26 protein-coding genes are annotated in these 26,998 nt (G+C 69.1%); 6 read left to right on the top strand and 20 right to left on the bottom strand.

The window, feature by feature from the left end:
- Positions 1-5 precede the first annotated feature (5 nt).
- Entirely contained in the window at positions 6-632 is a 627-nt protein-coding gene (locus OX958_RS06405; protein WP_270136226.1) for a 4'-phosphopantetheinyl transferase family protein, read from the top strand.
- Here OX958_RS06405 and OX958_RS06400 read toward each other — a convergent pair.
- The 14 genes from OX958_RS06400 to rplM form a co-directional block, all read right to left on the bottom strand.
- Entirely contained in the window at positions 563-1,837 is a 1,275-nt protein-coding gene (locus tag OX958_RS06400; protein WP_270139009.1) for a class I adenylate-forming enzyme family protein, read from the bottom strand. The genes OX958_RS06405 and OX958_RS06400 overlap by 70 nt on opposite strands.
- A 480-nt stretch (positions 1,838-2,317) precedes the next feature.
- The gene (locus OX958_RS06395; RefSeq protein ID WP_270136225.1) at positions 2,318-3,316 is read right to left on the bottom strand and encodes a GNAT family N-acetyltransferase; all 999 of its coding nucleotides are present in this window, start codon (positions 3,314-3,316) and stop codon (positions 2,318-2,320) included.
- 41 nt (positions 3,317-3,357) lie between these two features.
- Complete coding sequence (murQ, locus tag OX958_RS06390; RefSeq protein WP_270136224.1) at positions 3,358-4,251, bottom strand: N-acetylmuramic acid 6-phosphate etherase; 894 nt, start codon at positions 4,249-4,251, stop codon at positions 3,358-3,360.
- A 32-nt stretch (positions 4,252-4,283) separates the two neighbouring features.
- Entirely contained in the window at positions 4,284-5,186 is a 903-nt protein-coding gene (locus tag OX958_RS06385) for a MurR/RpiR family transcriptional regulator (protein WP_270136223.1), read from the bottom strand.
- 35 nt (positions 5,187-5,221) lie between these two features.
- The gene (locus tag OX958_RS06380; protein WP_270136222.1) at positions 5,222-6,901 is read right to left on the bottom strand and encodes a serine hydrolase domain-containing protein; all 1,680 of its coding nucleotides are present in this window, start codon (positions 6,899-6,901) and stop codon (positions 5,222-5,224) included.
- 44 nt (positions 6,902-6,945) lie between these two features.
- Positions 6,946-8,238: an exo-beta-N-acetylmuramidase NamZ family protein gene (locus OX958_RS06375; RefSeq protein WP_270136221.1), complete on the bottom strand. Its 1,293-nt coding sequence runs from the start codon at positions 8,236-8,238 to the stop codon at positions 6,946-6,948.
- 67 nt (positions 8,239-8,305) lie between these two features.
- A complete protein-coding gene (locus tag OX958_RS06370) occupies positions 8,306-10,105 on the bottom strand; it encodes a glycoside hydrolase family 3 protein (protein WP_270136220.1) in 1,800 nt (599 codons plus the stop codon).
- Positions 10,102-11,907, bottom strand: coding sequence for a glycoside hydrolase family 3 protein (locus OX958_RS06365; protein ID WP_270136219.1), 1,806 nt, complete (start codon positions 11,905-11,907; stop codon positions 10,102-10,104). Before OX958_RS06365 ends, OX958_RS06370 begins: the two co-directional genes overlap by 4 nt.
- A gap of 124 nt (positions 11,908-12,031) precedes the next feature.
- On the bottom strand, positions 12,032-13,048 hold the full coding sequence (locus tag OX958_RS06360; protein ID WP_270136218.1) for a hypothetical protein: 1,017 nt from the start codon (positions 13,046-13,048) through the stop codon (positions 12,032-12,034).
- Positions 13,049-13,059: 11 nt separating this feature from the next.
- Entirely contained in the window at positions 13,060-13,569 is a 510-nt protein-coding gene (locus OX958_RS06355) for a SigE family RNA polymerase sigma factor (RefSeq protein WP_270136217.1), read from the bottom strand.
- Positions 13,570-13,652: 83 nt separating this feature from the next.
- Complete coding sequence (locus tag OX958_RS06350) at positions 13,653-14,459, bottom strand: glycoside hydrolase family protein (RefSeq protein WP_270136216.1); 807 nt, start codon at positions 14,457-14,459, stop codon at positions 13,653-13,655.
- Positions 14,460-14,595: 136 nt separating this feature from the next.
- Entirely contained in the window at positions 14,596-15,942 is a 1,347-nt protein-coding gene (glmM, locus tag OX958_RS06345) for a phosphoglucosamine mutase (RefSeq protein ID WP_270136215.1), read from the bottom strand.
- A gap of 7 nt (positions 15,943-15,949) precedes the next feature.
- Entirely contained in the window at positions 15,950-16,471 is a 522-nt protein-coding gene (gene rpsI / locus OX958_RS06340; RefSeq protein WP_164598785.1) for a 30S ribosomal protein S9, read from the bottom strand.
- Positions 16,472-16,508: 37 nt separating this feature from the next.
- Positions 16,509-16,952 carry a 50S ribosomal protein L13 gene (gene rplM / locus OX958_RS06335; protein ID WP_270136214.1) on the bottom strand — a complete coding sequence of 148 codons (444 nt, stop codon included), beginning with the start codon at positions 16,950-16,952 and terminating at the stop codon, positions 16,509-16,511.
- Between the two features lie 284 nt (positions 16,953-17,236).
- Here rplM and OX958_RS06330 point away from each other — a divergent pair, with 284 nt between their 5' ends.
- The 3 genes from OX958_RS06330 to OX958_RS06320 all read left to right on the top strand — a co-directional run bounded on the left by OX958_RS06330 (position 17,237) and on the right by OX958_RS06320 (position 20,295).
- Positions 17,237-18,523 carry a citrate synthase gene (locus tag OX958_RS06330; RefSeq protein ID WP_270136213.1) on the top strand — a complete coding sequence of 429 codons (1,287 nt, stop codon included), beginning with the start codon at positions 17,237-17,239 and terminating at the stop codon, positions 18,521-18,523.
- Positions 18,524-18,697: 174 nt separating this feature from the next.
- Positions 18,698-19,261, top strand: a complete 564-nt coding sequence (locus tag OX958_RS06325) for a TetR/AcrR family transcriptional regulator (RefSeq protein WP_270136212.1) — start codon at positions 18,698-18,700, stop codon at positions 19,259-19,261.
- Positions 19,258-20,295: a hypothetical protein gene (locus OX958_RS06320; protein WP_270136211.1), complete on the top strand. Its 1,038-nt coding sequence runs from the start codon at positions 19,258-19,260 to the stop codon at positions 20,293-20,295. Before OX958_RS06325 ends, OX958_RS06320 begins: the two co-directional genes overlap by 4 nt.
- A gap of 7 nt (positions 20,296-20,302) precedes the next feature.
- On the opposite strand, the gene OX958_RS06315 is transcribed toward OX958_RS06320, so the two are convergent.
- Positions 20,303-21,985 (bottom strand): ABC-F family ATP-binding cassette domain-containing protein, encoded by a 1,683-nt coding sequence (locus OX958_RS06315; RefSeq protein WP_270136210.1) that lies wholly within the window; start codon positions 21,983-21,985, stop codon positions 20,303-20,305.
- Between the two features lie 71 nt (positions 21,986-22,056).
- On the opposite strand from OX958_RS06315, the gene OX958_RS06310 reads away from it, so the two are divergent.
- Positions 22,057-22,479, top strand: coding sequence for a hypothetical protein (locus OX958_RS06310; RefSeq protein ID WP_270136209.1), 423 nt, complete (start codon positions 22,057-22,059; stop codon positions 22,477-22,479).
- A complete protein-coding gene (locus OX958_RS06305; protein ID WP_270136208.1) occupies positions 22,476-23,477 on the top strand; it encodes a hypothetical protein in 1,002 nt (333 codons plus the stop codon). Before OX958_RS06310 ends, OX958_RS06305 begins: the two co-directional genes overlap by 4 nt.
- Here OX958_RS06305 and OX958_RS06300 read toward each other — a convergent pair whose 3' ends face one another.
- The 5 genes from OX958_RS06300 to rplQ form a co-directional block, all read right to left on the bottom strand.
- The gene (locus tag OX958_RS06300; RefSeq protein ID WP_270136207.1) at positions 23,478-24,233 is read right to left on the bottom strand and encodes a hypothetical protein; all 756 of its coding nucleotides are present in this window, start codon (positions 24,231-24,233) and stop codon (positions 23,478-23,480) included.
- Entirely contained in the window at positions 24,226-24,747 is a 522-nt protein-coding gene (locus tag OX958_RS06295) for a SigE family RNA polymerase sigma factor (RefSeq protein ID WP_270136206.1), read from the bottom strand. The genes OX958_RS06300 and OX958_RS06295 overlap by 8 nt, the downstream gene beginning before the upstream one ends.
- Before the next feature lie 16 nt (positions 24,748-24,763).
- Complete coding sequence (locus OX958_RS06290) at positions 24,764-25,384, bottom strand: class I SAM-dependent methyltransferase (protein ID WP_270136205.1); 621 nt, start codon at positions 25,382-25,384, stop codon at positions 24,764-24,766.
- Positions 25,377-26,189 carry a tRNA pseudouridine(38-40) synthase TruA gene (truA, locus tag OX958_RS06285; protein ID WP_270136204.1) on the bottom strand — a complete coding sequence of 271 codons (813 nt, stop codon included), beginning with the start codon at positions 26,187-26,189 and terminating at the stop codon, positions 25,377-25,379. The genes OX958_RS06290 and truA overlap by 8 nt, the downstream gene beginning before the upstream one ends.
- Before the next feature lie 65 nt (positions 26,190-26,254).
- A complete protein-coding gene (rplQ, locus tag OX958_RS35330; protein ID WP_442913252.1) occupies positions 26,255-26,956 on the bottom strand; it encodes a 50S ribosomal protein L17, sunset domain variant in 702 nt (233 codons plus the stop codon).
- Positions 26,957-26,998 lie beyond the last annotated feature (42 nt).

Here is a 26,998-nt window from a genome sequence, read left to right as displayed (position 1 = left end):
TTTCTGTGAATCTGCGTCCGGGCACCGATCTGGCCCCCGTGCACGTCTGGCTGGCACCGGCCCACCGCGATCAGCGGCGCGTTGCCCACGAGCTCCTGCTCGACCTGGCCGAGTCGCTGCTCGGCGCCCGGCCGGTCCTGCACCACGACGACCTCGGCCGTCCGCTGCTGCCCCCGCTGTGGGTGAGCGTCAGCCACACTCCGGATCTGGTCGCCGTCGCGGCCGGGCAGCAGGGCCCGGTCGGAGTCGACGTCGAGAACCAGCACGCCCGCGAAGTGGCCACGATGGCCCGGCGCTGGTTCGATCCGGCCGAACTGGCCTGGATGGCCGATCAACCCGACGGTCTGCAGGCGTTCCTGCACCTGTGGACCGCCAAGGAAGCAGTGGGTAAAGCGCTGGGCAAAGGCCTGCGGAACTCCGGTCTCCGCCGGCTGATGCCGCTGACCGGCGGTCTCGTCGCCTCGGAACCGGCCCTGACCGTGCAGTGGCCGGCGCTGCGAACCGGCGGAGTGCTCGCCGTCGCCGTGCCTGCCGGCACCCCATCCCTCGAGATCGTGGAGCATCACGGCGCGGCCTTGCGCAGAACCGTGGTGTCACGGACCAGCTTCCCGGTGGTTGTCCGAGGCAACTGAGCCAGCACCCGCACCGACCGCGGCCGCTTGTACGACGCCAGCAGCTCGGCCAGATCGGACTCGATCCGGGCCACATCGCGCTGCTCGTTCAGCTGCAGGTACGCCGTGATGGCGCCGTCGTGGACGACCACCGCCGCCTCGACCCCACGCAGCGTGCCCAGCGTGTACTCGACCTCCGTCAGGTCGACCTTCAGCCCGCCCACCGACACCTGTGAGTCGAGGCGGCCCTTGATCGACACCAGACCGGTCTCCGGGTCGACGACGCCGGCGTCCTTGGTGTGCAGCCAGCCGTCCGACCAGCGACTCGGGTCCGACAACCCCAGGTACGGCGACTCGGGTCGCCTGATCTGCAGCTCTCCATCGACGACCCGAACCTCGATCCCCGGTGCCGGGCGGATCGACGGCCGGTGGGCGCCGAACAGGTCGGTGCCGATCACCCCGACCTCGGTCATCCCGTACATGTTGCCCAGTGACGCGCCGTACTTCTCCTCGAACGCCGCCGCGATCGCGGCCGGTACCAGCTCGCCACCGGTCGTCATCCGCCGGAACTGCGGCAGCTTCGGCGGCTCCTGGACCGACGCGAGCAGGCCGATGTGGAACGGCACGCCGAGCACGGTCGCCGGGCTGCTGCCGCTCGCGATCGCCTGCACGATGGCGTCACCGGTCATCCGGGCCGGCGGCACCAGCTCGACGCCGGCGTGCAGGCCGTACATCAGGCCGCCGACCAGTCCGAGCACGTGCACCATCGACGGCAGCAGGATCACCCGCTCGCCCCGCGTCGGGACGCCGTCGATCCGGGTGTACCGCAGCACCTCCTCGACCAGGTCCTCCGCGGTCCGCCCGATCACCTTCGACGGCCCGGTCGATCCCGAGCTGAGCTGGACGACGGCGTGCGCGGTGTTGGCCGGGTGGCCCGAGTAGCTGGCGATGCCGGTCTCGACCTCGACGAACGTGCGCAGCCCGGCCGGTACCGGCCCGTCGGGTGAGACCACCACCTGCGGAACCAGCCGCTCGATCGCCCGGCGTACCTCGTAGTCGGTCAGCCGGTGATCCAGCAGGATCGCCTGCCCACCACTGCGCCAGATCGCCAGCAAATGGGTCACGAACGCCATTGACGGCGGCAAACGCAATGCGGCAGCGCCGCCTGGGCGTAAACCCGATTCCGCCAATTCGGACTGCCTGTCCCGGACCAGCCGGCGCAGCATTCCACGATCAATTGGAGTAGGGAGTCTGAAACACACGTCGCTGGCCGCACCGGCCAGCAGCACGTCATCGACCCATTGGGCACCCATAGTGGTTCCGGGCACCACGACAGTACCGTCCATGGTCATCCGAGCTCCGAAGTTCGCCTTGAACACAAAGGATTCAGAGCACCAGCCCCCCACCAAGGCCTGGCGATGACGTGACGATACGACACGATTACGCGGTCCCGCTATGGACCGAAAGTGATGATCCAGCTACCGTTCGCGACGTGGCCCAGATCGCTTTTCTTTTGGTCCCGGATCAGCCATGCTGCTCGGTTTCGGAACCCGAGGAAATCAAACACCCGGATCTATCGCAAACCGATTGATCGGCTCTAGACGGTTAGCTTTTACGTTCGATTTCCCGGCGCCGAAGGGTTCCCCGCACGGGATTCAAGCCAGCGTTTTTCGGCCTATTCCACTATCGGCGGGGCAGAATTTTTCTCAGATTCTGCGCTGCCACTCGCCGGACCGCTCGACCGGCCGGTAGCCGAGCCGCTCGTTGACCGCGTTCATGGCCGTGTTCTGCTCGGCGTTCCAGGTGTGCATGATCCGGTGGCCGGTCCGGTCGCGCTGCAGTTCGAGGTGGTTGCGCACCTTCAGCGCCAGCCCGAGCCGGTGCCCACGATGGGCGGACGCCACCAAGGTGCCCGACTGGTAAGCGTTGAGCGGGTCGTGGCCGGGCATGAACAGCTCGGTCTGCCCGACCAGTGCTCCGTCCGGCGCGATCGCGACGGTGACCCAGGATCGCCGGCCCTGCTCGCGCGACTGCTTCTCCCGGAACCGGATCCGGGCGGCGTCGTAGACCTCCTCCTCCAGCTCCAGCTCGCCCAGCGGCGCCTCACTCAGGAAGGTGCCCTCCAGTGCGGCGTACGCGTCCACCAGCTCGTCCGGGCAACGGTTCTGCCAGGACACCAGTCGATAGTCGCGGTGATGCTCGGCGACCTCGGCCGCCAGCTCCTCGAGGTACGCCTGGTCGAGCGGCAACTCCAGCACCCGATGCAGGTCCACGAGGCCCAAGGTCAGCCCGTTGGCCAGCGCGAACCCCTCCCCGGCCGCCACGCCGTCCAGCGGACTGTGAACCATGCCCTGCACGATCTTGCGCCCGTGATGAACGACCCGCTCCTCGACCACCCGGGCCAGCGCGGTTCCGGCCCCCTCCCGCCGCCGTTCCGGCACCACACACAGATCCACCGTGACGAGGCTGGTGTTGTCCTTCAACGGCAGGAAGAGGGCAACCACTCCCGCGATCTCCCCGTCGCCGTCGCGGACCGCCCAGATCTCCCGCTCGAAGTACGGCGTCTCGTCGACCATCGCCAGCCGCATCTCCTCGCGCTGCCAGCAGACGGCGTACTCCCGCCCGGCCGTCGTACCGGCCAGCAACGCGTCGTGCCACTCACCGAACGCCGCCGAATCCCGCGGGTCAACCCGCTCTGTCCTCATCCAACCGACTGTAGGGACGCCCCGCCCCCACGGCGACCGGTTTACGCAGAGGCGCTGAGGAGGCCCAGGGCCACGGCTACGCGGCCACCGGCCTCGGAGAGCGCCTGCCGGGCCTCGAGGACCGGGGAGCCGGTCAGGAGGTGCACCAGGGCCGGTTTGAGTTCACCGTCGGCCGCAGCCAGGGCGGTCGCGCAGGCGTCGGGGTCGGCGCCGGTGGCTTCGCCGAGGATGCGCAGCATCCGGCCGCGGAGCTTCTGGTTGGTGGCGACCATGTCGACCATCAGGTTCGACCAGGTCCGGCCGAGTTTGATCATCAGGGTGGTCGAGAAGCTGTTCAGGATCAGCTTCTGTGCCGTGCCGGCCTTCAGGCGGGTGGAGCCGGCGATCGCCTCGGGGCCGGTGTCGGCGGCGATCACGATGTCGGCCAGCGGGGCCAGCGGGGCCGACGGGTTCGAGGTGACCAGCGCCGTGGTCGCGCCGACTGCCCGGGCGGCGCGCAACGCGCCGGCGACGTACGGCGTACTGCCGGAGGCCGCGAGCCCGATCACGATGTCGCGGCCGGTGACGGAGGCCGCGTCGGCGGCACCACCTTCCTCGGAGTCCTCGACGTTCTCGACGGCGCGCAGCAGCGCCTCCATGCCACCGGCATGGTGAGCGACCACCAGGTCGTCGGGAGCGTGGAAGGTCGGCAGCAGCTCGGCGGCGTCGAGAACCGCCAGCCGGCCGGAGGTGCCGGCGCCGAAGTAGTGCACCCGGCCACCGTTGCGAACGGCCTCGACGGCAGCGTCCACCGCGCGAGCCAGCTCGGGGATGACGGCGCTGACCGCACCGGCAACCCGGGCGTCCTCGGCGTTCACCATCCGCAGGATTTCGGTGGTCCCCACCGCATCGATCGCTAGCGTCCTGGGGTTGCGCTGCTCCGTGGGTGTGATCACAGAGATGATGTTAGTTTTCTACTGAAGGATTTTCAATTCTGTTGATCATTGACAGAACTCTTCAGCCGGTGCGCCCGGACCGCGGTGGCCGTTTCCTCGAGCGCCTTGCGGGCGTCCGGCAGCACCGACTGGGCGACACCGATGAACAGACAGTCGACCACCATCAGCTGCGCGATCCGGCTGGACATCGCACCGGACCGGTACGTCGTCTCGCGAGCCGCCGTGGTGAGCACGTGATCCGCCGTCCGGGCCAGCGGCGACCGGGGGAAGTTCGTCACCGCGACCGTGGTGGCGCCGTGCTTGGCGGCCTCCTCCAGCGCCTCGACGACCTCGATCGTCGTACCGGTGTGGGAGATGCCGATCGCGACGTCCCCTTCGCCGAGCAGCGCGGCACTGGTCAGCGCGACGTGCACGTCGGACCAGGCGAAGGCGACCCGGCGGATCCGGTGCAGCTTCTGCTGCAGGTCGAGCGCCACGAAGGCGCTCGCACCAGTCCCGTACAGGTCGACGCGCGGCGCCTTGGCCACCGCGGCGACCACCTTGCTCAGCGCCTCGACGTCTAACTGCTGGGCGGTCTCCCGGACCGCCTTCTCGTCCGCGAAGGCGACCTTGCCGACCACATCGGCCAGCGAGTCGCCCGGCTCGATGTCACCACCGACCTCCGGCCGGATGTTCTCCGTCGCCGACTGGGCCGCCAACTGCAGGCGGAGCTGCGGATAGCCGGGGACGCCGAGCTGCTTGCAGAACCGGATGACGGTGGTCTCCGAGGTGGAGGCCACCTCGGCCAGTTCGGAGATCGTCATCGCCGCTACCCCGCCCGGGTCCGCGAGGACCGCGTTCGCCACTCGCTGCTCGGCCGGGGCCAGCGCGGGCATCACCGCGCGGACCCGGACCAGCAGCGGCCCCGTGGGTTCTGGAGAGGTCACTGAAGTCATGACGCCACCGTACGGCGATTGAGCACCGAGCGGGGTCATCGACGCGAAAGTCTCCAACCGGATGCGGCAAATGACTCCGGCGAGCGTTCTCCGTCGAGAAGCACCTTGTGCCCCGAGGAGATCTTCACGCCGTCCACGAAGACGCCCCGGCCCTGGTAGAGCGCGTCCGTGGTGTAGCGCCAGCGCAACGTCTGGTCGCCGGCCCCGAGATCCGCGGTCGCCTGGTGCCAGCGCCGATCACCGGACCCGCTGATGGTGCCGTCGGTGTCGACCACGGTGCCCCGATCGCGAACGGTGAAAGGCACCTTGGTCCAGGTCGTTCCGTCCGGAGAAGCCTCCAGGTACAGCAGATCCGTGTCCTCGGTGTCGACGAACAGATCGAACGAAACCTTCGCGCCGGCTGCCGGTACCGCGACCTTGGCCGCGAGCGTGGCCGTACTCGCATCGGTCGTGCCGGAGAACCAGGCATCCTTGCCATGCCGCGGTCCGACGCCCAGCGACAATGCCAACCCCTGCGCTACGGCCCTGCGGGCAGGGTTGTTGCTGCCCCAGTTGCGGCTGGGGTGCACCCGGTTGGTGAGCAGGATCGCGAACGAGCGTGAGTCGAAGTCGATCACCACCGACGTCCCCGTGTACCCCGTGTGGCCCGCGGCACGAGGACTGGACAGGCCGCCCATATACCAACGCTGGTTGAGCTCGAAGCCCAGCCCGTGGTCGTTGCCCGGGAAGCCCTGGTTGAAGTTGGTGATCATCGCGGTGACCGAGTCCGTCTTGAGGATCCGCGCACCGCGGTAGCTGCCACCGTTGAGGAACGCCTGCGCCAGCACGGCCATGTCGTCCGCGGTCGAGAAGACCCCCGCGTGCCCGGCGACGCCGCCGAGCGACCAGGCGTTCTCGTCGTGCACCGAGCCCCAGACCATCCCGCGCGCCGGGGCCGTCTGGTACTCCGTTGCGGCGATCCGCGGCTTCTTCTTCTCGTCCGGGTTGTAGCCGGTGTCGCGCATCTGCAGCGGCTTGGTGATGCCGTCCGCGACGAGCTTGTCGAGCGACTTGCCCGACACCCGGGCGGCGACCTCACCCAGCGAGATGAGGTTCAGGTCGCTGTAGAGGTACTTCGTACCGGGCGCGCTGGTCGGCTTGGCCGTCAGCGCCATCTGCATCCGCGAGGCGGGGTCCGGCTGACCGCTCCACAGCGGCAACCACGAGGGCAGCCCGGTGGTGTGGGTCAGCGCCTGCCGAACCGTGATCGTCTCCTTGCCGTTCGCCGCGAACTCCGGCACGTAGGTGGCGATCGGGGTGTCCAGGCCGACCCGGCCCTTCTCCACCTGCTGCAGCACCACGATCGAGGTGAACAGCTTCGAGACCGACGCCATGTCGAAGATCGTGTCGGTGCGCATCGGGAGCTGCTGCTCGGCGGGCAGTTCGGTACCGCTGCCGTCGGAGTACTTGAGGGCGAGGCCGGTCGCCTCGCGGGTGACCACCTTGCCGTCGTGGCCGAGCAGCGTGACGGCACCGGCGTACAGGGGTTTGGTGGTGCCGGCCGGCCGGGTCCAGCCCTCGACCTGGGCGAGCGCGGCGTCGATCGGCGCGGGATCGAGACCCGCCTTGGCCGGGGTCGAGGCCCGCAGCATCGTCGACTTCGGCGCGTAGCCGTCGTACGGACGGTCGAAGCGCCCGGAGAATTTGTTGCTCTCAGCAACTGCAGGGGTAGCCATGGTGAGGATCAGGGTAGCGACCGCACCGACCGCGACCGCGCGCCTCATCGGTGCGCCCCCTTGTAGAGCAGGTACTGCGCCCGGCGGCGGTTCCAGGCCCGGGTCTCCGGCTGCCAGGCGGCGACGATCTCCTCGGCCGGCGCGCCGGCGGCGAACATCGTGCGGAACCGGTCCGATCCGGTCAGCAGGTCGATCCATCGGCCGGGTGGGTTCTCGGCCCGCCAGGCGAACTGCGGGTAGAGCCGCTTGGCCTCGATCATCATGTGGGTCGCCGCCAGGATCGGATCGACCCGGTGCGGGTCGGTGATGTGCAGCTGGACGCCGCCGCAGAGCACGTTGGCGTTCTTGCTGATGAACGGCGTGAAGTACGCCTCGCGGAACTCGATTCCAGGAACGTTCTTGGTCCGCAGCGCCTCGGCCCAGCGGTAGTCGATGTACGGCGCGCCGATCAGCTCGAACGGCCGGGTGGTGCCGCGGCCCTCGGAGAAGTTGGTCGCCTCGAACAGGCACGTGCCCGGGTAGAGCAGGGCGGTGTCCGGCGTCGGCATGTTCGGGCTCGGCATCACCCAGGGCAGCCCGGTCTCGGCGAACAGCTGGTCCCGCTTCCAGCCCTCCACCTGGATCACCTTCAGGTCCTGGACGACGGGGCCACCGGTGTCGAGAGCGAGGTACTCGGCGTTGAAGAGCCGGGCCAGCTCGCCGACCGTCATGCCGTGCTGCTGGACGATCTCCTCCTTGCCCACGCCCGAGGTGTAGCCAGGCTTGAGCATCGGGCCGCGGGCGGACCCGCCGACCGGGTTCGGCCGGTCCAGTACGACGAACTTCTTGCCCGTGGTGGCAGCGGCCACCATCGCCTCGTACATCGACCAGATGTAGGTGTAGAACCGCGCGCCGACGTCCTGGATGTCGAACACGACGGTCTCCACGCCGGACTTCTGGTACAGCGTCGCGAGCTTGGCCGCGTTGGCGCCGTACGCGTCGTAGACCATGATCCCGGTCCGCGGGTCGACGTGGTCGTTCTCGGAACCGCCGGCCTGCGCGCTGCCGCGGAACCCGTGCTCGGGCCCGAACACCGCGACCACGTTGACCTTGCCGGACGCGTGCATGGTGTCGACGATGTGGCTCAGGTCGTCGAGGATGCCGGTCGGATTGCTGAACACCCCGACCTTCTGGCCGGCCAGCGCCTTCCAGCCGGAGTCCGCCAGCACCTGGGCGCCGGTCTTCACCTTCCTCTTCTTCGCCGGGTCGGCCGCGGCCTGGGCCGTGGTACCCGCGAGCAGTGGTGCGGCGCCGACGGCGCCCGCGCCGGCCAGGAAACTACGACGTCCAACGGTCATGAGTGGATCTCCGATCCAAGGGCAGGGTAGGCCGGAACCGACGCCGCGGTGAGGAGCGCGAGCTTCCTCACCAGGTCAGTCCGTGGCCGAAGGGATAAAGGGTGGCCGACGGGTCACCCGCGACCGGGATGCCGACCGGCAACTTGCCGGCCGGCGCGATCTCGCCGTACAGGACCTTGGCCAGCGACTCCATCGAGACGTCGGCGTACGAGTACGTCGCCAGGTAGGTCGGCGCCGCCGGGAAGTAGGCGATGTCGTACGGGTCTCGGACGGCGACCACGACCACCGGCTTGCCGGTCGCGAGCAGTTGCCTCACCAGTTGCTGCTGCTTGGCCTGCTTGTCGGTGACGAGGGTGTCCCAGGCCTTCATGGTCAAGACGATGGTGAGGTCGTGCGTCCGGGCCGCCGCCACCGCGGCGGTGATGGCGGCGTCGGTCGGTGTTGCTCCGGTCTGCCGGACCGTCGTCGTCGCTCCCCGTGCGGTCAGCCGGTTCGCCAGGGTCTGGGTGCCGGCGACGCCGTACCCCGTCACCAGAACCGTGCGAGCCGCCTTGCTCAACGGGAGCAGGCCGGCCGCGTTCTTCACCAGCGTTGTCGAGCGGTCCGAGATGCGCTGCGCGGCGGCGTAGTGCTCCGGCGTACCGACTACTGACCGCACCGCCTCGACGTCGACCATCGGCTGGTCCACCAGGCCGTTGAGATGCTTCAGCCGCAGTACGCGGTACACGCTCCGGTCGAGTCGCTTCCGGGTGATCCGGCCGGACCGGACCGCGTCCAGTACAGCGTTGTAAGCAACGTCCATCAGCGGCGGCATCAGGAGTTGGTCGACCCCCGCCTCGAGGGCGAGCACGGGCACCTCGGCGTCGCCGTACTTCTGCCGGACGCCCGCCATGCCGAGCGAGTCGGTCACCACGACCCCGTCGTACCCGAGCTCCTCGCGCAGGATGCCGGTCATGATCGGCTTGCTCAGCGTGGCCGGGTCACCGGACGGATCGAGCGACGGAACCACGATGTGCGCGGTCATGATCGAGTCGATCCCGGCGGCGATCGCGGCCCGGAACGGCGGTGCGTCGAGCCGCTCCCACTCCTCCCGGGTGTGGTCGATGGTCGGAATGCCGGTGTGGCTGTCGGTCGCGGTGTCGCCGTGGCCGGGGAAGTGCTTGGCGCAGGAGGCGATGCCGCCGTCGGCCTGGTATCCCTTGACCTGAGCGGCCGTCAGGCGGGCGACCAGGTCCGGATCGGACGAGAAGGACCGCACCCCGATCACCGGGTTCAGCGCGTTCATGTTCACGTCGGCGACCGGCGCGTAGTCCTGGTTCACCCCGACGGCGCGGAGCTCCGCGCCGGCGATTCCCCCGGCCTCCCGGGCGTCCGCCGTACTACGGCCGGCGCCGAGTGCCATCGCGCCCGCGAACTGAGTGGCCGGCGGACCGACCCTGAACACGACGCCGTGCTCCTGGTCGGTACTGATCAGCAGTGGCACCGAGACCTTGCCGCCGACGCCGAGCGAGGTCTGCTGCAGCCCGTTGGACAGTGCCGCGATCTGCGGCGGGTTGGCCACCGAGTCGGTCCAGGCGAAGTAGATGACGCCACCGAGCTTGTACTTCGCGACCACCTCGGCCGGCGTCGCTACGCCGTACGCGGTGACGTTGCGCTGGTCCGCGGTGGTTGCCGTGGCGCCGTACGCGTAGGTGACGAACAGCTGGCCGACCTTCTCCTCCAGCGTCATCCGCGCCATCGTGGCGGTGGCCCACCCGTGCGCGCGGCCCGGGTTCGAGGCCGCCGCGAACTCCGGCCGGAGCCCCGCCGCACCGGCAACAGCCGCTGCGGCGAGACCCAGGACGGTACGCCGAGTCGGACGGCTCACCAGGACAGCCCGTGGCCGAACTTGTAGAGCGGCGTGGCGGGGGCGCCCGCGACCGGGATGTCGACCGGGAGCTTGCCGGCCGGCGCGATCTCGCCGTACAGGACCTTGGCCAGCGACTCCATCGAGACCGCCTGGTAGCCGTAGGTCGCCACGTAGGTCGGTGCCTGGTCGAAGTACGCGATGTCGTACGGGTCGCGGACGGCGACCACGATCACGGTCTTGCCGGTGGCCAGCAGGTCCTTGACCAGCTTCTGCTGCTTGGCCAGCTTGTCGGTGACGGTGGTGTCCCAGGCCTTCTGGGTCAGCACGACGGTGACGTCGTTGGCCTGCGCCTTCGCGACCGCGTCGGCGATCGCCGCATCGGTCGGTGCCGCGCCGGTCTGCGCGACCGTCGTGGTCGCCCCCCGCTTGGTCAGGCTGGTGGCCAGCGACTGGGTGGTGGCGACGCCCCAGCCGGTGACGAGGACGTTGCGGGCCTGGTTGCTGAGCGGCAGCGTGTTGGTGCTGTTCTTGACCAGCGTGATGCTCTTGTCGACGATCTGCTGCGCGGTCGCCAGGTGGCCCGGCGTACCGACTGTCCGGACGACCTTGGCCGGGTCGACGAAGGGCTGGAACAGCCCGCCGTTCTTGAGCTTCATCACCAGCACCCGCAGCACGCTCTCGTTGATCTGGCGCTCGCTGATCCGGCCCGACTTCACCGCGTCGACGACCGCCTTGAACTGCGCGTCCGGCGCCGGCGGCAGGAGCAGCTGGTCGGCCCCGGCCTCGATCGCGCGGACCGCCACCTCGGCGTCGCCGTACTTCGCCCGGACCGCGGCCATCTCCAGCGCGTCGGTGATGATCAGGCCCTTGAAGCCGAGCTGGTTGCGCAGGACGCCGGTCAGGATCGGCTTGCTCAGCGTGGCCGGGTCACCGGACGGGTCGAGCGACGGGACCACGATGTGGGCGGTCATGATCGAGTCGATCCCGGCCTTGATCGCGGCCTTGAACGGCGGCGCGTCGATCGTGTTCCACTCCTGCAGGGTGTGGTTGATCACCGGCAGGCCGGTGTGGCTGTCGGTCGCGGTGTCACCGTGGCCCGGGAAGTGCTTCGCCGTCGCGGTGATGCCGGCGTCCTGCTGGTAGCCCTTGGTCTGCGCGACCGTCAGGTCCGAGACCAGCTTCGGATCGCTGGAGAACGAGCGCACGCCGATCACCGGGTTGAGGGCGTTGACGTTGACGTCGGCGACCGGGGCGTAGTCCTGCCGGATGCCCATCGCCTTCAGCTCGCGTCCGGTGATACCCGCCGCGGTCCGGGCGTCCTTGGTGTCACGGGCGGCGCCGTGCGCCATGTTGCCGCCGAACTGGGTGGCGGGCGGCCCGACCCGGACCACGACGCCCTGCTCCTGGTCGGTGGCGATCGTCAGCGGCAGCCGCAGGCCCGTCTTGAGGGCCGCCTGCTGCAACTGGTTGGAGTACGTCGCCAGCTGGGTCGGGTTCTGCACGTTGTCCCGTGCGTTGAAGTAGATCCAGCCACCCGGCTTGTACTTCGCGATCACCTCGGCGGGTGTCGCGACGCCGTACAGGGCGGTGTTGCGGGCGTCCGGCTTGGTGGCGTCCGGCCCGTAGGCGAACAGCACGAACAGCTGCCCGATCTTGTCTTCGAGCGTCATCTGCTGCAGCGCCTTGGTGGCCTGCTGCAGGTTGGTGAAGCCGGCCGGCTGCGGCTCGGGCGGCGCCGCGCTGACGGCGACCCCCGGCGTCAGTGTGGCGATGGTCGCCAGACCAAGGCTGGCTACGGCAAAACGGCGCAAGGCGGACATGACCGACCCCTCAAGGTAATTGAATTACAACCGTGCCCCCGCACGCGAAAGTTACCCACGTACGGAGGTCGGGTCAAGGGGAAACTACCGCTTGAAACAGCGTCCTAGCAGCTAGCACACTGTTTCAGCGGCGGACCTTGACGGTCTTGACGATGTTCCCGGCCGCGTCGAAGCCGGTCACCCGCGCGTCCATCCGGGCCTGGAGGTCGCCGTTCGCCCAGAGGATGCTGAACCAGCCGTTGGTGATGGTGAGCTCGTGGGTCCGGCCGTTGACGGCCGTGATCAGCACCCGGGTCATCTTGGGATCGATCCGGCCGGCGTTGACGGCGACCCAGCCGGCGCACGGCGCGGACGGGCATCTGGTGCCGCTGCCGAACGAGACGATGTTTCCCAGCGAGTTCGCGTTCGGGTGCTCGGTGGTGAAGATCTTCGCTGACGATCCGCTGCCGAAAACTCTGCTTCGGGACGTTGAAAGCTCACAGTCGGCGGCACTCCGGCCGGACGGCGAGACGATCAGCAGTTTCACCGCGGTGCTGTCGATCGAAGCGGTGGCGACTACACGCCACTTCGTCAGGTCGTGCCACAGCTGGACCGAGCAGGCCAGCAGCTGGCCGTCGGTGGAGCGCGGCAGCGGGTCGGCCTTCACCTTCGCGATCGCCGCCGCCGACGGCCGTGAGTCTCCCGGGACCAGGCAGCCAGGAGTCATCTTCCTCGCACCGGGCGGGCCGCTGAACACCCCCGAGATCGTCATGGTCGAGCGATAAACCTCGGGATGGAACTTCGCCAGCCGTTGCACGCCGTACCGAATGGCGCAGCGGCGGAGGGCCTCCTTCTCGGTCACCTTCCCCAAGGCGCCCTCACCCCGCGGCACACCGGGCAGCGGGGTGAACAACGCTTCGGCGCTGGTGGACGACGCGACCTCCGGCTTGCGGCCGGTCGCCCCGAGACCGGCGCCCGGCAACAGCCCGGCGCCGAGCGCGATCGCGGCCACGCCCGCTGTCACCCCGGTGACGGAGAGCACTCGGCGCCGGCGACGGCCCCGCCGGCCACGCTCCAGCAGGCCGGCCGCGTCGATCGTGGTCAGTGGGTCGGCCGCCGCCAAGCGGTGGAGTTCGGCGCCGATCTCCTGGTCGTCCTGCATGTCCGTCCCCTTCACGAGACCGGCCCGACCGCGCGGGTCCGGTTGATGGCGTGCCGGAGAGTCTCGAGTCCGCGAGCGGTCTGGCTCTTCACCGTGCCCGGCGAGCAGTCCAGGATCTCGGCGGTCTGCTCGATCGAGAGATCCTCGTAGTACCGGAGTACGACGCAGGCCCGCTGTCTCGGGCCCAGCCCGGCCAGGGCCGAGAGGACCTCGTCGCGGTCGGCCTGCGCACCGGCGGGGTCGTCGGTCCGGGGTCGCTCGAGCAGCCGGTCGGTCGGCACTTCCCGGCGCCAGGGGCGCCGACCGATGTCCAGGGCCGCGTTGACGACGACGCGGCGGGCGTACGCGAGCGGGTTCCCGCTGCGATCCACCTTCGACCAGGACAGGTACAGCTTGTACAGCGCGTCCTGGACGACGTCGTCGGCGCGATGCCAGTCGCCACAGACCAGGTAGGCGGTCCGCCGCAGCGTCGTACTGGACGCTTCGACGAACTCGACGTAGTCCCGATCCCGATCCGGCATCGTGCCCTCCACTCTCCTCTGTCCCCCTTAGTACGGAAAGCAGAGGAGCCGAAGTTGCATCGCATCAAACCCTGTCGCCGGGGTCAGCCGATCGCGCGGTAGGCGCGGCCCACCTCGTTCGGGGTGGCGCCGTGGTAGAGGCCGGTGCCGGAGCGGTCGGTGGGCAGCGCGAACCAGGCGTAGCGCTCGACCGCCGGGTGGGCGTTCAGCATCGCGCCGGAATTGGTGGCGAAGCGGGCCAGCTGGGCCTGGGTGGGATAGCGGGCGGTGCCGGTGCTCCAGTCGATCAGGCTGAACTCGGTCAGCCAGATCTTCACCCGGTACTTGTTCCAGACGGCGTCGACATAGCTCTTCAGGTGACCGACCGCCGCGTCGCTGAAGTCCGAGCCGTACCAGTGCAGGGTGATGAAGTCGACGCGGTAGCCGCGGGCCCGGGCACCGGCCAGGAACCGGTCGAGCCAGCCACCGGCCCGGTCACCGCCGTACGCGACCGCAGGGCTGCCGAGTCGCATCCCGGTCGCCTGCAACCGCGGCCAGAGGTTGAGGGCCTGGTCGACAGTCATGTTCGACTGGCCGGCCAGGTCCGGTTCGTTGAAGCCGAGCAGCGTCGTACCGGAGTTCTTGGCTTCGTTGAGGCGCTGGTCGGTGACGTGGTTCGGCCCCCAGATCATCGGGACGAACTCGACTCCGGCCGGCGAGGCGATCCCTGCCCGCCCGGAGTCCCAGTTGTAGTACCAGCTGACCCGGGAGTCCTGCAGGGCCTGGGTGACACCGTTCATGTACCAGGTGCTGACGCCCTTCTTCGGGACGGGCGCGGCCTCCGCGGTGCTGAGCGGGGACAGCAGCGCGAACAAGGTCGCAAGCGCCAGTAGAGCTCGACTGATCCTCACGGTGAATCTCCTTCTCTGACGGGCATGGGGCGTGCTGCAGAGATGATGAGAGCGATCTCACGTCGAGTATGGACCAGTACGCCGCAAGCAAGAACCCCCGCTGACGAGGTGCGTCAGCGGGGGTTCAGGGCTTGCGTCAGAGCTTGAGCGACTTCTCCACGATGCCGGCGAGGTCGTGAGCGACCTCCTGGGCGGTGGCGGAGGACTCTGCCTCGACCATGACCCGGACGAGCGGCTCCGTCCCCGAAGGACGCAGCAGAACGCGGCCGGTGTCACCCAGGCGAGCGGTGGCGGCGGCCACCGCGGCCTGTACGTCGGTGTCGGTGCCGGCGCGGCTCTTGTCGACGTCCGGGACGTTGATCAGGACCTGCGGCAGCCGGGTCATCACCGCGGCCAGGTCGGCCAGACCCTTGCCGGTCTGAGCGATCCGGGCGAGCAGCATGACGGCGGTCAGCGTGCCGTCACCGGTGGTCGCGTGATCGGAGAGGATCACGTGGCCGGACTGTTCGCCGCCGAGCTTGTGACCGCCGGCCTTCATCGCCTCCAGGACGTACCGGTCGCCGACCTTGGTCTGCTCGACCGCGATCCGCTCCCGGACCATCGCCTGGACGAAGCCCAGGTTGCTCATCACGGTCGCCACCACGGTGTCGTTGGAGAGCCGGCCCGAGTCGCGCATCGCCAGCGCGAGCACGGCCAGGATCTGGTCGCCGTCGACGAACTCGCCGGCCGCGTCCACGGCCAGGCAGCGGTCGGCGTCACCGTCGAGCGCGATCCCGAGATCGGCACCGTGCCCGATCACCTCGCGCCGCAGACCCTCCATGTGGGTCGAACCGCAGTTGAGGTTGATGTTCAGGCCGTCCGGTGCGGCGGCGTACGTGATCACCTCGGCGCCGAGCCGGCGCAGCGCTTCGGGAGCGGTCAGCGATGCCGCGCCGTTGGCGCAGTCGATCACCACCTTGACGCCGTCGAAACGGTTCGGGGCCGAGCGGACCAGGTGCGAGACGTAGGTCTCGAACCCCTGCCCGTCGTCGAGCACACGACCGACCTTGGCGCCGGTCGGGCGCTGCCACTCCTCGCCGGTCCGGGCCTCGATCGCGTCCTCGATCACGTCGTCGAGCTTGATCCCGCCCCGGGCCAGGAACTTGATGCCGTTGTCGGGCATCGGGTTGTGGCTGGCCGACAGCATCACGCCGAGATCGGAACCGGTCGAGCCGGTCAGGTAGGCGACGGCCGGGGTCGGCAGTACGCCGAGCCGGACGACATCGACGCCGGCGGAGGCCAGACCGGCCACCACGGCTGCTTCGAGGAACTCACCACTGGCTCGCGGATCCCGCCCCACAACGGCGCGCGGCCGGTGCCCTTCGAAGGCACCGGCCTCGCCGAGTACGTGAGCTGCCGCGACCGAGAGGTCGAGCGCCAGCTCCGCGGTGAGATCCACGTTCGCCAGGCCACGGACTCCGTCCGTGCCGAACAAACGCGACATCAGGTGATCAGCGCTTGCTGTACTGCGGAGCCTTACGGGCCTTCTTGAGACCGGCCTTCTTACGCTCCTTGATCCGCGCGTCGCGGGTGAGCAGACCGGCCTTCTTCAGTCCGGCCCGGTTCGCCTCCTCGTCCGCGGCGTTCAGGCAGCGGGCGATTCCGAGCTGCAGCGCACCGGCCTGGCCGGTGATGCCGCCGCCGTTGATCCGGGCGATGACGTCGTAGGAGCCCTCGAGGCCGGCCACCACGAACGGCTCGTTCACATGCTGCTGGTGAACCTTGTTCGGGAAGTAGACGTCGATCGGCTTGCCGTTGACGGTGATGGTGCCCGTGCCGGGGATGAGCCGGACGCGAGCCACGGCCTCCTTGCGGCGACCGGTGGCACCGGCCGGGTTGATCACCGCGACGCGACCGGACTCGGCGCGCTGCTCCGGGCTCGGGTTCGTCTCGGAGGTGTAGGCAACCGGGCCCTCGGTGTCGATGGGGACCTCGGTGTCGAGTGCTTCGGTCTCGGTGGTGATGTCGCTCACGCTGTGAATCCTCGTTTACCTGGCTCGTCGATCGCTACTACTGAGCGATCTGGGTGATCTCGAACGGCTTGGGCTGCTGGGCCACGTGCGGGTGCTCCGGCCCGGCGTACACCTTCAGCTTGTTCAGCAGCTGGCGGCTCAGACGGTTCTTCGGGAGCATGCCCCAGACAGCCTTTTCGACGGCCTTGCGAGGGTCCTTCTCGAGGATCTCGCCGACCGGCGTGGCCGTCAGACCACCCGGGTGACCCGAGTGGCGGTAGGCCAGCTTGTCGGTCCGCTTGTTGCCGGACAGGGCGATCTTCGACGCGTTGACGACGACGACGAAGTCACCGCCGTCGACGTGCGGAGCGAATGTCGGCTTGTGCTTGCCACGCAGCAGGGTGGCAATCTGGACGGCGAGCCGACCGAGCACGACGTCGGTGGCGTCGATCACATGCCACTCACGGGTGACGTCAGCAGGTTTCGGGCTGTACGTGCGCACGGTCGTTGACCTTCGTTTCTCAGAGGGTGACAAATCTAGAACTGGTACGTCGGCGAGCGGCCCGCAATCACACCGGCGAGGACCAGGAACGCACAACAGCAGCCCAGAATACCGGCGCGGACGCCTCGGGGTCAAAGCGAGCCCGAGCCAGTGGGGGACCCCGGCTTGGAAGCAGCCGGAGACCGCACTAGTTTAGCGGTGAAGATTGCAGTCCGATCCGCGTCCCGCCGGCGACGATTACCCTCACTCACTCCGGCGATGCGCCAGCTTCCGAAGAGGGCATTGTGACCGAACAGTCGCTCACCGTCCGGGACAACCGGACCGGCAAGGACTACGACCTTGCCATCACCGATGGCACCATCCGTGCCGCCGATCTCAAGCAGATCAGCGCAACCGACGGAGACGGTGGCCTGGCCACCTACGACCCCGGCTTCGTCAACACCGCCTCGACCCGCTCCTCGGTGACCTTCATCGACGGCGACAAGGGCATCCTGGAGTACCGCGGCTACCCGATCGAGCAGCTCGCGGAGCAGTCGAACTACCTGGAGGTCGCGTACCTGCTGGTGAACGGTTCGCTGCCGGACAAGACGCAGTACGAGGCCTGGGTGCACGACGTGACGTATCACACGTTCGTGCACGAGAACCTGAAGACCTTCATGCAGGGCTTCCGGTACGACGCGCACCCGATGGGCATGCTGCTCGCCTCGGTGGGCGCGCTGTCCACCTTCTACCCGGAGTCGCGGGAGATCTTCGACGAGGAGTCGCGGGGTCTGCAGATCCGCCGGCTGATCGCGAAGATGCCGACGCTCGGCGCGTTCGCCTACCGGCACGCCCAGGGCAAGCCGTACGTCTACCCCGACAACGAGCTGAGCTACGCGGCCAACTTCCTGTCGATGCTGTTCAAGATGAGTGAGCCCAAGTACGCCGCCGACGACCGGCTGGTGCGCGCGCTGGAGATCCTGTTCATCCTGCACGCCGACCACGAGCAGAACGCCTCCACCAACGCGGTCCGGGCGATCGGCTCCACCCAGGTCGACCCGTACTCCGCGGTCACCGGCGGCATCGCGGCCCTCTACGGCCCGCTGCACGGCGGCGCCAACGAGGCGGTGCTGAAGATGCTGCGCCGGATCGGCACGGTCGACAACGTCGCGTCGTTCATCGAGGGCGTGAAGAACGGCGAAGAGCGGCTGATGGGCTTCGGCCACCGGGTCTACAAGAACTACGACCCGCGCGCCAAGATCATCAAGAAGGCCGCCGACGACGTGTTCGAGGTGACCGGCATCAACCCGCTGCTGAAGATCGCCGTCGAGCTGGAGAAGATCGCGCTGGAGGACGAGTACTTCGTCTCCCGCAAGCTCTACCCGAACGTCGACTTCTACTCCGGCCTGATCTACGAGGCCCTGCAGTTCCCGCCGGAGATGTTCACCGTGCTGTTCGCCATCCCGCGCACCTCGGGCTGGCTGGCGCAGTGGTCGGAGTCGCTCACCGACACCGACCAGAAGATCGCGCGCCCGAAGCAGATCTACACCGGCGCCCGCGGCGTCCAGTACGTCCCGATGGGCGACCGCTGAGCTAGTCGAGTTGGGAACGGCCCCGGTCCGGCTTCTGCCAGGGACCGGGGCCGTTTCTGCGCTTCTGTGGCTACGACGCACCCGCTGCCGGCACCGGTTCCCGGTGAATGCGGAACCACGGGGCGTTACCGGGCGTCTCCTACGCTGACAGAGCCGACCAGTGCGAGGAGTGGAATGAGGCCGTTGCGTGCGGATGCCCGGGACAACCGGGCGCGGATCCTGATGGCAGCCGAGGATGTCTTCGGGCGGTCGCCGAACGCTTCGACCGACGAGGTCGCCAAGCTGGCGCAGGTGGGGATCGCCACGGTGTTCCGGCACTTCCCGACCAAGGTGGAACTGCTCGAGGCGGTGCTGACCTCCCGGCTGAAACGGCTGCGGGACCGCGCGACCGAGCTGGCCGGGCACGACGACCCCGGCGCGGCGTTCTTCGGCTTCTTCGCCCAGTTCGTCTCCGAGTCGGCGTCCAAGCTGGCGATCGCCGAGGCCCTGAGCGCCTCCGGCACGGTGGTCGGAGCGGAGGCCAAGAGCGCCGGTGCCGAGCTGCGCAAGGCCTTCGCGCTGCTGCTCGACCGGGCCCAGTCGGCGGGCGCCGTACGGCGTGACGTCAGCTTCCCCGAGGTCTACGCGCTGCTCGTCGGCGCCTCGCGGGGAGCGACCACGGCGGGCCTCGAACCGGAGGTCCGCGATCGCATGCTCGGCCTGGTGTACGACGGCCTGCGCTCCGGTCGTGCCGCGTGAAGAAGCCTCGCTGGAAGACGTGGTCGCGGCGGCGCAAGATCCTGCTCGGCCTGCTGCTGGTGTTCGTGCTGCTGGTCCCGCTCCCCCTCGGCGCGCTGGCGATCTCGTGGCGCGTCGCGTACACGGGCGACCCACAGGCCGGCACCAGCACGCGCGGCAAGGACGCGATCTGGCTCGGGCACGCCTGGGTCGACGGACGAAAGTCCGCGGCCGACGTCAAGGCGCTGGCCGAACAGCTGCAGGGCACGGGAATCCGCGACCTCTACGTCCACACCGGACCACTGGAGCACGACGGAACGTTGCCACTGGCAACAGTTTCGCCCAGGGCCAGATGGTTCACCGACGCCGTCCACCAGGCGATGCCGAAGGTCCGCGTCCAGGCCTGGCTCGGTGACGTCCTCCAGCCGGAGAAGAATCCCGGCATGGACCTCGACGACGCCGCCGTCCGGGCCAGGGTGAAGGCCTCGTCCGAGCAGGTTCTCGACCAGGGGTTCGACGGCATCCACTACGACGTGGAGCCGGTCCAGTCGGGCTCCAAGGGCTTCCTCGCCCTGCTGGACGAGGTGCACCAACTGACCGCCGCCCGCGGCGTACCGCTGTCGGTGGCGGCCGCCCAGCTCGACCCGGCGCCCGGCATGAACCGTGTGCTGATGGGCGTCAGCGGGCTGAGCAAATGGTGGACGAAGGAGTACTTCGGCGCCGTCGCGAGCCGGGTCGAGCAGATCGCCGTGATGTCCTACGACACCTGGACCCCGCTGGAATCCCTGTACGGCGGCTATGTCGCGCAGCAGACCGAGCTGGCGCTGGAGGTCACCCCCGAGCACGTCGACCTGCTGATGGGCGTGCCGTTCTACTGGGAGGACAACTTCTCCCACCGTGGCTCCGCCGAGACCGTCCGGGCCGCGATCCGCGGAACCCAGCTCGGCCTCGGCGACTCACAGCGGCAGAACTTCGGCCTCGCCCTGTACGTCGACTTCGCCGCGACCCCCGAGAACTGGTCCGACTACCGCGAGGGCTGGTGCCGGACCGACTAGCCGGTGCTCAGCGGGCTCGCTGCACCCGGCCCTCGTCCCAGACCGGTTCGGGCGACTCGTAGACGGTCCCGTCGCTGCCGAAGACCAGATAGCGGTCGAAGCCGCGCGAGAACCAGCGGTCGTGGGTGACCGCCAGAACCGTGCCGTCGAAGGAATCCAGCCCCTCCTCCAGCGCCTCGGCCGACTCCACGTCGAGGTTGTCGGTGGGCTCGTCGAGCAGCAGCAGCGTGGCGCCGGAGAGCTCCAGCAGCAGGATCTGGAACCGCGCCTGCTGCCCGCCCGAGAGGGAGTCGAAGGACTGCTCGGCCGCATGCGCCAGCTCGTACCGGTCGAGTTTGCGCGAGGCCAGCTCGCGGCCCATTCCGTCGCGATGCTCGTCGCCGCGGTGCAGGATCTCCAGCAGCGTCCGGCCGGCCAGCTCGGGGTGCTCGTGCGTCTGCGCGAACCAGCCCGGGCGGACGCGGGCGCCGAGCTTGGCGTTGCCGGTGTGTGCCACCGACGGGATCACGATCTCCCCCACCGGCTGGTGCTCGACGTCGGGATCGGAGCCGCCGTTGGCGAGCAGCCGCAGAAAGTGCGACTTGCCCGAGCCGTTCGAGCCGAGGACCGCCACGCGTTCGCCGTACCAGACCTCGAGGTCGAAGGGCTTCATCAGCCCGGTCAGCTCCAGCCCGGTGGCGACGACGGCGCGCTTGCCGGTCCGGCCGCCGGTGAGCCGCATGCTGACCTTCTGCTCGCGCGGGATCGCCTGCGGCGGGCCGGCCTCCTCGAACTTGGCCAGCCGGGTCTTGGACGCCTTGTACGCCGAGGCGAGGCTGTCGTTGTAGGCCGCCTTCTGCTTGTACATCAGCACCAGCGCCTTGAGTTTGGCGTGCTCCTCGTCCCAGCGGCGGCGCAGCTCCTCCAGCCGCTCGAACCGCTTCCGGCGCGCCTCGTGATAGGTCTTGAACCCGCCACCGTGAGTCCAGATGCTGTTGCCTGCGGCCCCTAGTTCGACGGTGACGATCCGGGTCGCGGTGTTGGCCAGCAGCTCCCGGTCGTGGCTGATGTAGAGCACGGTCTTCTGGGTCGCGGACAGCTGCTCCTCGAGCCACCGCTTGGCCGGTACGTCGAGGTAGTTGTCCGGTTCGTCCAGCACCAGCACCTCCTCCGGACCCCGCAGCAGGGCCTCCAGCACCAGCCGCTTCTGCTCACCGCCGGACAGCGTCTTGACCTCACGCCAGCGGCAGTTGTCGAACGGCACGCCGAGCGCGGCCATCGTGCAGACGTCCCAGAGCACCTCGGCGTCGTACCCGCCGAGCTCACCCCAGTCGGACACCGCCTGGGCATACCGCAACTGGGTCTTCTCGTCGTCGGCCTCCATCATCGCCAGCTCGGCCTGATCGAGCTTGGCGGCGGCAGCCTGCAGCGGCGCCGGCGCTACCCCGAGCAGCAGGTCACGCACGTTCGTCTCGTCGCGCACCGACCCGACGAACTGCCGCATCACCCCCAGCCCACCGGACCGCGCGACGCTGCCACTGTGCGGCTTGAGATCCCCCGCGATGATCTTGGTCAGCGTCGTCTTCCCCGACCCGTTCGCCCCGACCAGCGCGACCTTGGCCCCGTCCCCGACCCGGAACGTGATGTCGTCCAGCAACACCCGCCCGTCCGGCAACTCGAACCCGACCCCGGCAACCTCCACGTGACCCATCCCCCTAGTCTGACGGCCGCCCGAACCGACCGCGAACGGTTATCGTCTTCCCCGAGCAGACAGGGAGCACGATGACCGAGAACCCGCCCGATTACGACGCCGTCGAGGCCGAGCTCGGACGCCTGCTGGACGACCTCAAAGGCGCCTCGTCCGAGGTGGTGGCAGCCGAGACCGAGCGGCTCCGGGCCTTGGCCGAGCAAGTCGAGGACGAGCGCGGCCGCGAGCGCGCCCGGTACCGCGCGGCCTCGCTCCCGCGCCTGCTCGCGGGTCCGCCCAAGGCGACCAGCGAGCAGTTCCACCAGGCACAGGTCCTGTTCGCCCGGGCGATCGACAGCGAGGGTCCCGCCCAGGCGCGGATCCCACTGATCGAGCGGGCCATCGCGGAGATCGGCGCGCTCGCGACCCAGGCTCCGCACCGGGAGGCCGGCGCGATCCGGAGGATGAACAGTCCGCTGTCGCGGCTGCTCGACCACCTGGAGAAGTCGGCCGAATGAGCATCGGCAAGCCGGTCCCTCGCGCAAGCAACGAGTACCTCTGGGTGCGCAGCGTCGTGCGGTCGGTGGAGAAGCTGTCCGGCCGCCCGTCACGGTGGAATGGCGAACTGAACGAGGAGAGTCGGCCGGGTGTGGCCGGTAGCGCTCTCGACGACGGCGGGATGACCCTCGACGCCGAGACTGTCCTCAAGCCGATTGCCCGCGCCTACACGGCCGGCCGCCCGCTCACCCCCGAGGAGTTGATCGACGCGCGGGATGCGGTGCTGACCGTGGTGCACGAGGCCAAGCACCTGAGCAATGCCCTCGGCGACGAAGGAGCCGCCGGTGCGACGCCGGTCTACTCCCCGGACACCCTGGCCTTGGAGGAAGGGCTGACCGAGAGCTGGGCACACAACAAGGTCGATGCGGTGATCCAGGACATCGGCATGGATCGGCTGCAGCCCGAGTTGCTCGGAGTCGACTCGCCCGACTCCTATCCGGCGTACACGGCCGCGACCGACGAACTGGTTCGCGGTACGGCGGAGGTCACCGGCCTGTCCCAGACGCAGGTGCGCGGGCAGCTCGACCAAGCCGATCGCACGCAGCGCCTGGCGACGGCAGCCGACCTGGTGATCGACCAGCGCCTGGCCGACGTACTGCCGGAATCCGACCGCGAAGCCGTCAGGACCCAGCTGATCCAGACGATGCGCCCCCACCTCGCCGACGTCGCGACGACTCAGCAGAGCGACCAGCTCTCGGATGTGGCCAAGAGCATCGGTGGGCACCAGGCCGCCGGGCGGGCGGTCACCGGGCTCAGTACGACGACCGCCGAGCTCGAGGATCGGTACCGCGACGCGGCGGTCGGCCAGGCGCAGCCGTCAGCGGAGGTCGAGCATCTCCGGAAGTTCCTCGGCAGCGGATCGCAGAGCGGAAGCTACCGCGAGGCTCGGGGCGACGGCGCTGCACCGGACAACGTGCGGCAGTTGCCGCAGCGGGGACAAGGGCAGGGCCGGGAGTAGCTACCAGCCTTCGAGGTGGTTCAGGTAGAGGCCGGTGGTAGGGCGGACGCTGTCCTTCAGGAACAGCTTCAGCGGTGCCGGGAAGAGACCGTAGGTGCGGTTGCCGGTGAAGAAGCCAGCCGATGCGCAGCCGTCGTACCCGACCCAGACCTCGCGGACGCCGGTCGCGGTGTCGAAGCGCAGGACGATCGCCTCCTTCGGCCGGGCTGTCTCCGGGGTGCACTTGAAGACCGGCAGCGCCGGATTGCGTTCCGGCAGCACCTTGATCGCGTCGACGACCTGCTGGGCCGTGCTCGCGCTGAAGGTCGCCGAGCCGAGCAGGAACTGGTCGCCTTCGGCCAACCGGTACCGGCAGGCCTCCAGCCCGTACACCTGAGTGTCCAGGTCAAGGCCCGTGCCGGACGGCACGGCCTCGTGGCCACCTGCTCTGAGGATCGGGTGCTGCGGAGGGCAGGCACTGGTCGCCTTCGGCACCACAGGCGCTCGCTCGGCCGTGCCCCCAGCGGCAGAGCCGGCGCTGTCACTGGAACTGGTGGTGACTGGCGACGGCCCGCCAATGACGCCCCACACGCCGCCGATCGCTACGACGACCACCACTGCGGCCGCAGCCGTCGCGAGACGCTGACGGCGCTTGTGGACCCGCCGGCGCGCCTCCTTGGCGAAGCCACTCGCACGGAGTCCCTGGACGGTGTGAGCCTTGCTCTGGAAGGCATCCGCGATCTGCGGGCCGAACTCCTGCTCGTCCGGCTCAGGCATCTTCGGCTCCTTCCTTGCTCAGCGTGTTCTTCAGGACTGCCAACGCCCGGTGCACATGCGACCTGGCCGTCGCCTCCGCGCAGTGCAGCAGCACCGCGATCTCGGCGTACGAGAGGTCTTCGTAGAAGCGGAGTACGACGGCGGCGCGCTGCTTGTCCGGCAGCGACGCGCAGAGCGCCCAGACTGCTTCCGCATCGGCCCGGCCGGTGGCGCCGTCAGGGGCGGCGGCAGCTGTCCTGGTCGGCTCGGCGGCAGGCGCTTCACGGCGACGGAAGCGACGCCACCAGGAGATGTGCGCATTGACCACCATGCGCTTGACGTAGGCCTCTGGGTCGTCGGCCTGGCTGACTCTGCCCCAGCGGGCGCACGCGGTCGTCAGCGCGTCCTGGACCGCGTCCTCGGCCAGTGTGTGGTCACCGGTCAGCACGTACGCGAACCGCAGCAGCGCGTCCGTCTTCTCGGTCACCCACAGCTCGAAGTCGATCGCGCTGGACTGCACCTCTGCCCCTGCCAAGGCTGCCTCCATACCCTCAGGACGGCGTGGGAGCCTCGTTCGTTGCAGTCACTCGCAGAACTCTGAAGCCCTTGGCACTGGCGGTCCGCTGACAGGGATAGCCCTGTTCGGTCAGCCAGCGTTGCAGCGAGTCCGCACCGAGGTTCTTGCCGACGACGAACCATCCCACGCCGCCGGGGGCAAGCCGGACCAGCCAGTGCAGCAGCATCCGGTGCAGTTCGGGTTTGCCGATGTGGATCGCCGGGTTCGACCAGATCTGGTCGAACCGCAGGTCCGCCGGTACGTCGTCCACCAGCCTCGGGTGCACCCGGGCAGCGACCCCGGCCGCCTTCGCGTTCTCCGCGGTGAGTTCCAGGGCCCGGTTGTTCACGTCGACGGCCCAGACCTGCGCCAAGGGATCCTCCACGGCCAGAGCGCACGCGATCGGCCCGTAGCCGGTGCCCAGGTCCAGGTAGGTGCCACCGCCGGTGGGAGCGGGTGCCTCCCGCAGCAGGATCGACGTACCGCGGTCCAGGCGGTCCCGGGAGAAGACGCCGGTCGCCGTGGTGAAGGTGTAGTCCTTCCCCCAGATCCGCCCCTCGACAGTACGCCGTACGTCGGCCGAGGTCGGTTCTGCCGAGAAGTAGTGGTCAGCCACGCGTGTGCACCTCTCCTCTGACGTTGCGGGCCTCTGTGGCCCGCGCTGCCAGTTGGTCGTCTGCTGGGTACCGCACTTCTTCCAGGGTGAGCCCATGAGCGGGCAGCACGGTCACTGCCGAGTCCCGGACCTTCCCGGCGAGCACGGTGGCCGGCCAGTCCGGCCCACGCCGTCCGTCCCCCACCGGGACGATCGATCCCACCAGCGCCCGCACCATCGAGTGGCAGAACGCATCGGCGATCACGGTCGCCTCGACCAGCCCCGGCGCCGTACGACGCCAACTGAACTCCTGCAGGGTGCGTACTGTGCTCGCGCCCACCCGGCGCCGGCAGAAGGCGGCGAAGTCGTGCTCGCCGAGCAATCGAGCCGACGCCTCGTTCATCCGGTCCACATCGAGCGGCTGGAGGACCCGCAGTACGTGGTTCCTGGTCAGGGGGTCCTTCGCGACGTTGTCGTCGCAGATCCGGTAGACGTAGCGGCGCCACAGGGCCGAGAAGCGGGCGTCGAAGCCTTCAGCGGCCTCCCGGGCGCCAGAGACCCACACGTCGTCCGGCAGTACGCCGTTGAGCCGGTGCACCAGGTTCCTGGCGACCAGGCCCTCGGGCAGCCAGACGTGCACGACCTGCCCTCTGGCGTGGACGCCGGTGTCGGTCCGGCCGGCACAGGTCACCGATGGGAGCTCTCGTTGCCGCAGAACGACGGCGAGCGACTGTTCGAGCACCCCCTGAACGGTCCTGAGGCCCTCCTGCCGGGCCCAGCCGTGGAATTCGGTGCCGTCATACCTGAGATCGATCCGCCAGCGCACAGGGCAATCTAACGCAGCAGCGCCCCTCCGCTCGAAAGCGAAGGGGCGCTGCCGGACGACAGGTGTTACTTGTCCTCGGTCTCGCCGGCCTTGGTGAAGCCGGCCGCCGCGGCGGCCTCCTCGGTCTTGAACCAGACCTCGGCCTCGGTCTGGTCGTACCAGGGCGACTCGGTGGTGTGGTACTTCATCGAGTTCTCGTTGCCCTTGATGTCGTAACCCTCGGGAGCGGCGCCGCCGTCCAGCGGGGCGGCCGAGCCCTCGAACTTGCCGGCCACGACATCCTGGACCGCGGCATCGGCGGCCGGAGTCTCGTCAGCGGTGGTCTCGTCGGCGGCGGCCGCCTTCTTCGCGGTCGCCTTCTTGGCCGGAGCGGCCTTCTTCGCCGCGGCCTTGGCCTTCGGCGAGTCCGCCATCGCCTCGACCAGCTCGATCTTCACCATGGGGGCGTTGTCGCCCTTGCGGGGGCCGAGCTTGATGATCCGGGTGTAGCCGCCCGGACGGTCGGAGTACCGCTCGCCGATCTCGGTGAACAGCACGTGCACGACGGACTTGTCGCGAATGCGCTTCATCACCTCACGGCGCGAGCTCAGGTCACCGCGCTTGGCCTTGGTGATCAGCGACTCCGCCAGCGGCTGCAGGCGCTTGGCCTTGGTCGCGGTGGTGGTGATGGCACCGTGCTCGAACAGCGAGGTGGCCAGGTTGCTGAGGATCAGCTTCTGGTGCGCCGCGCTGCCGCCGAGGCGGTATCCCTTGGTAGGGGTAGGCATCTCTCTTTACTCCAGGAAATCTCAGGCCCGGGTGAGGGCCTT

Source organism: Kribbella sp. CA-293567 (assembly GCF_027627575.1).
In the GTDB taxonomy this organism is placed as follows: Bacteria; Actinomycetota; Actinomycetes; order Propionibacteriales; family Kribbellaceae; genus Kribbella.
This window is presented reverse-complemented; position numbering and strand designations above follow the sequence as displayed.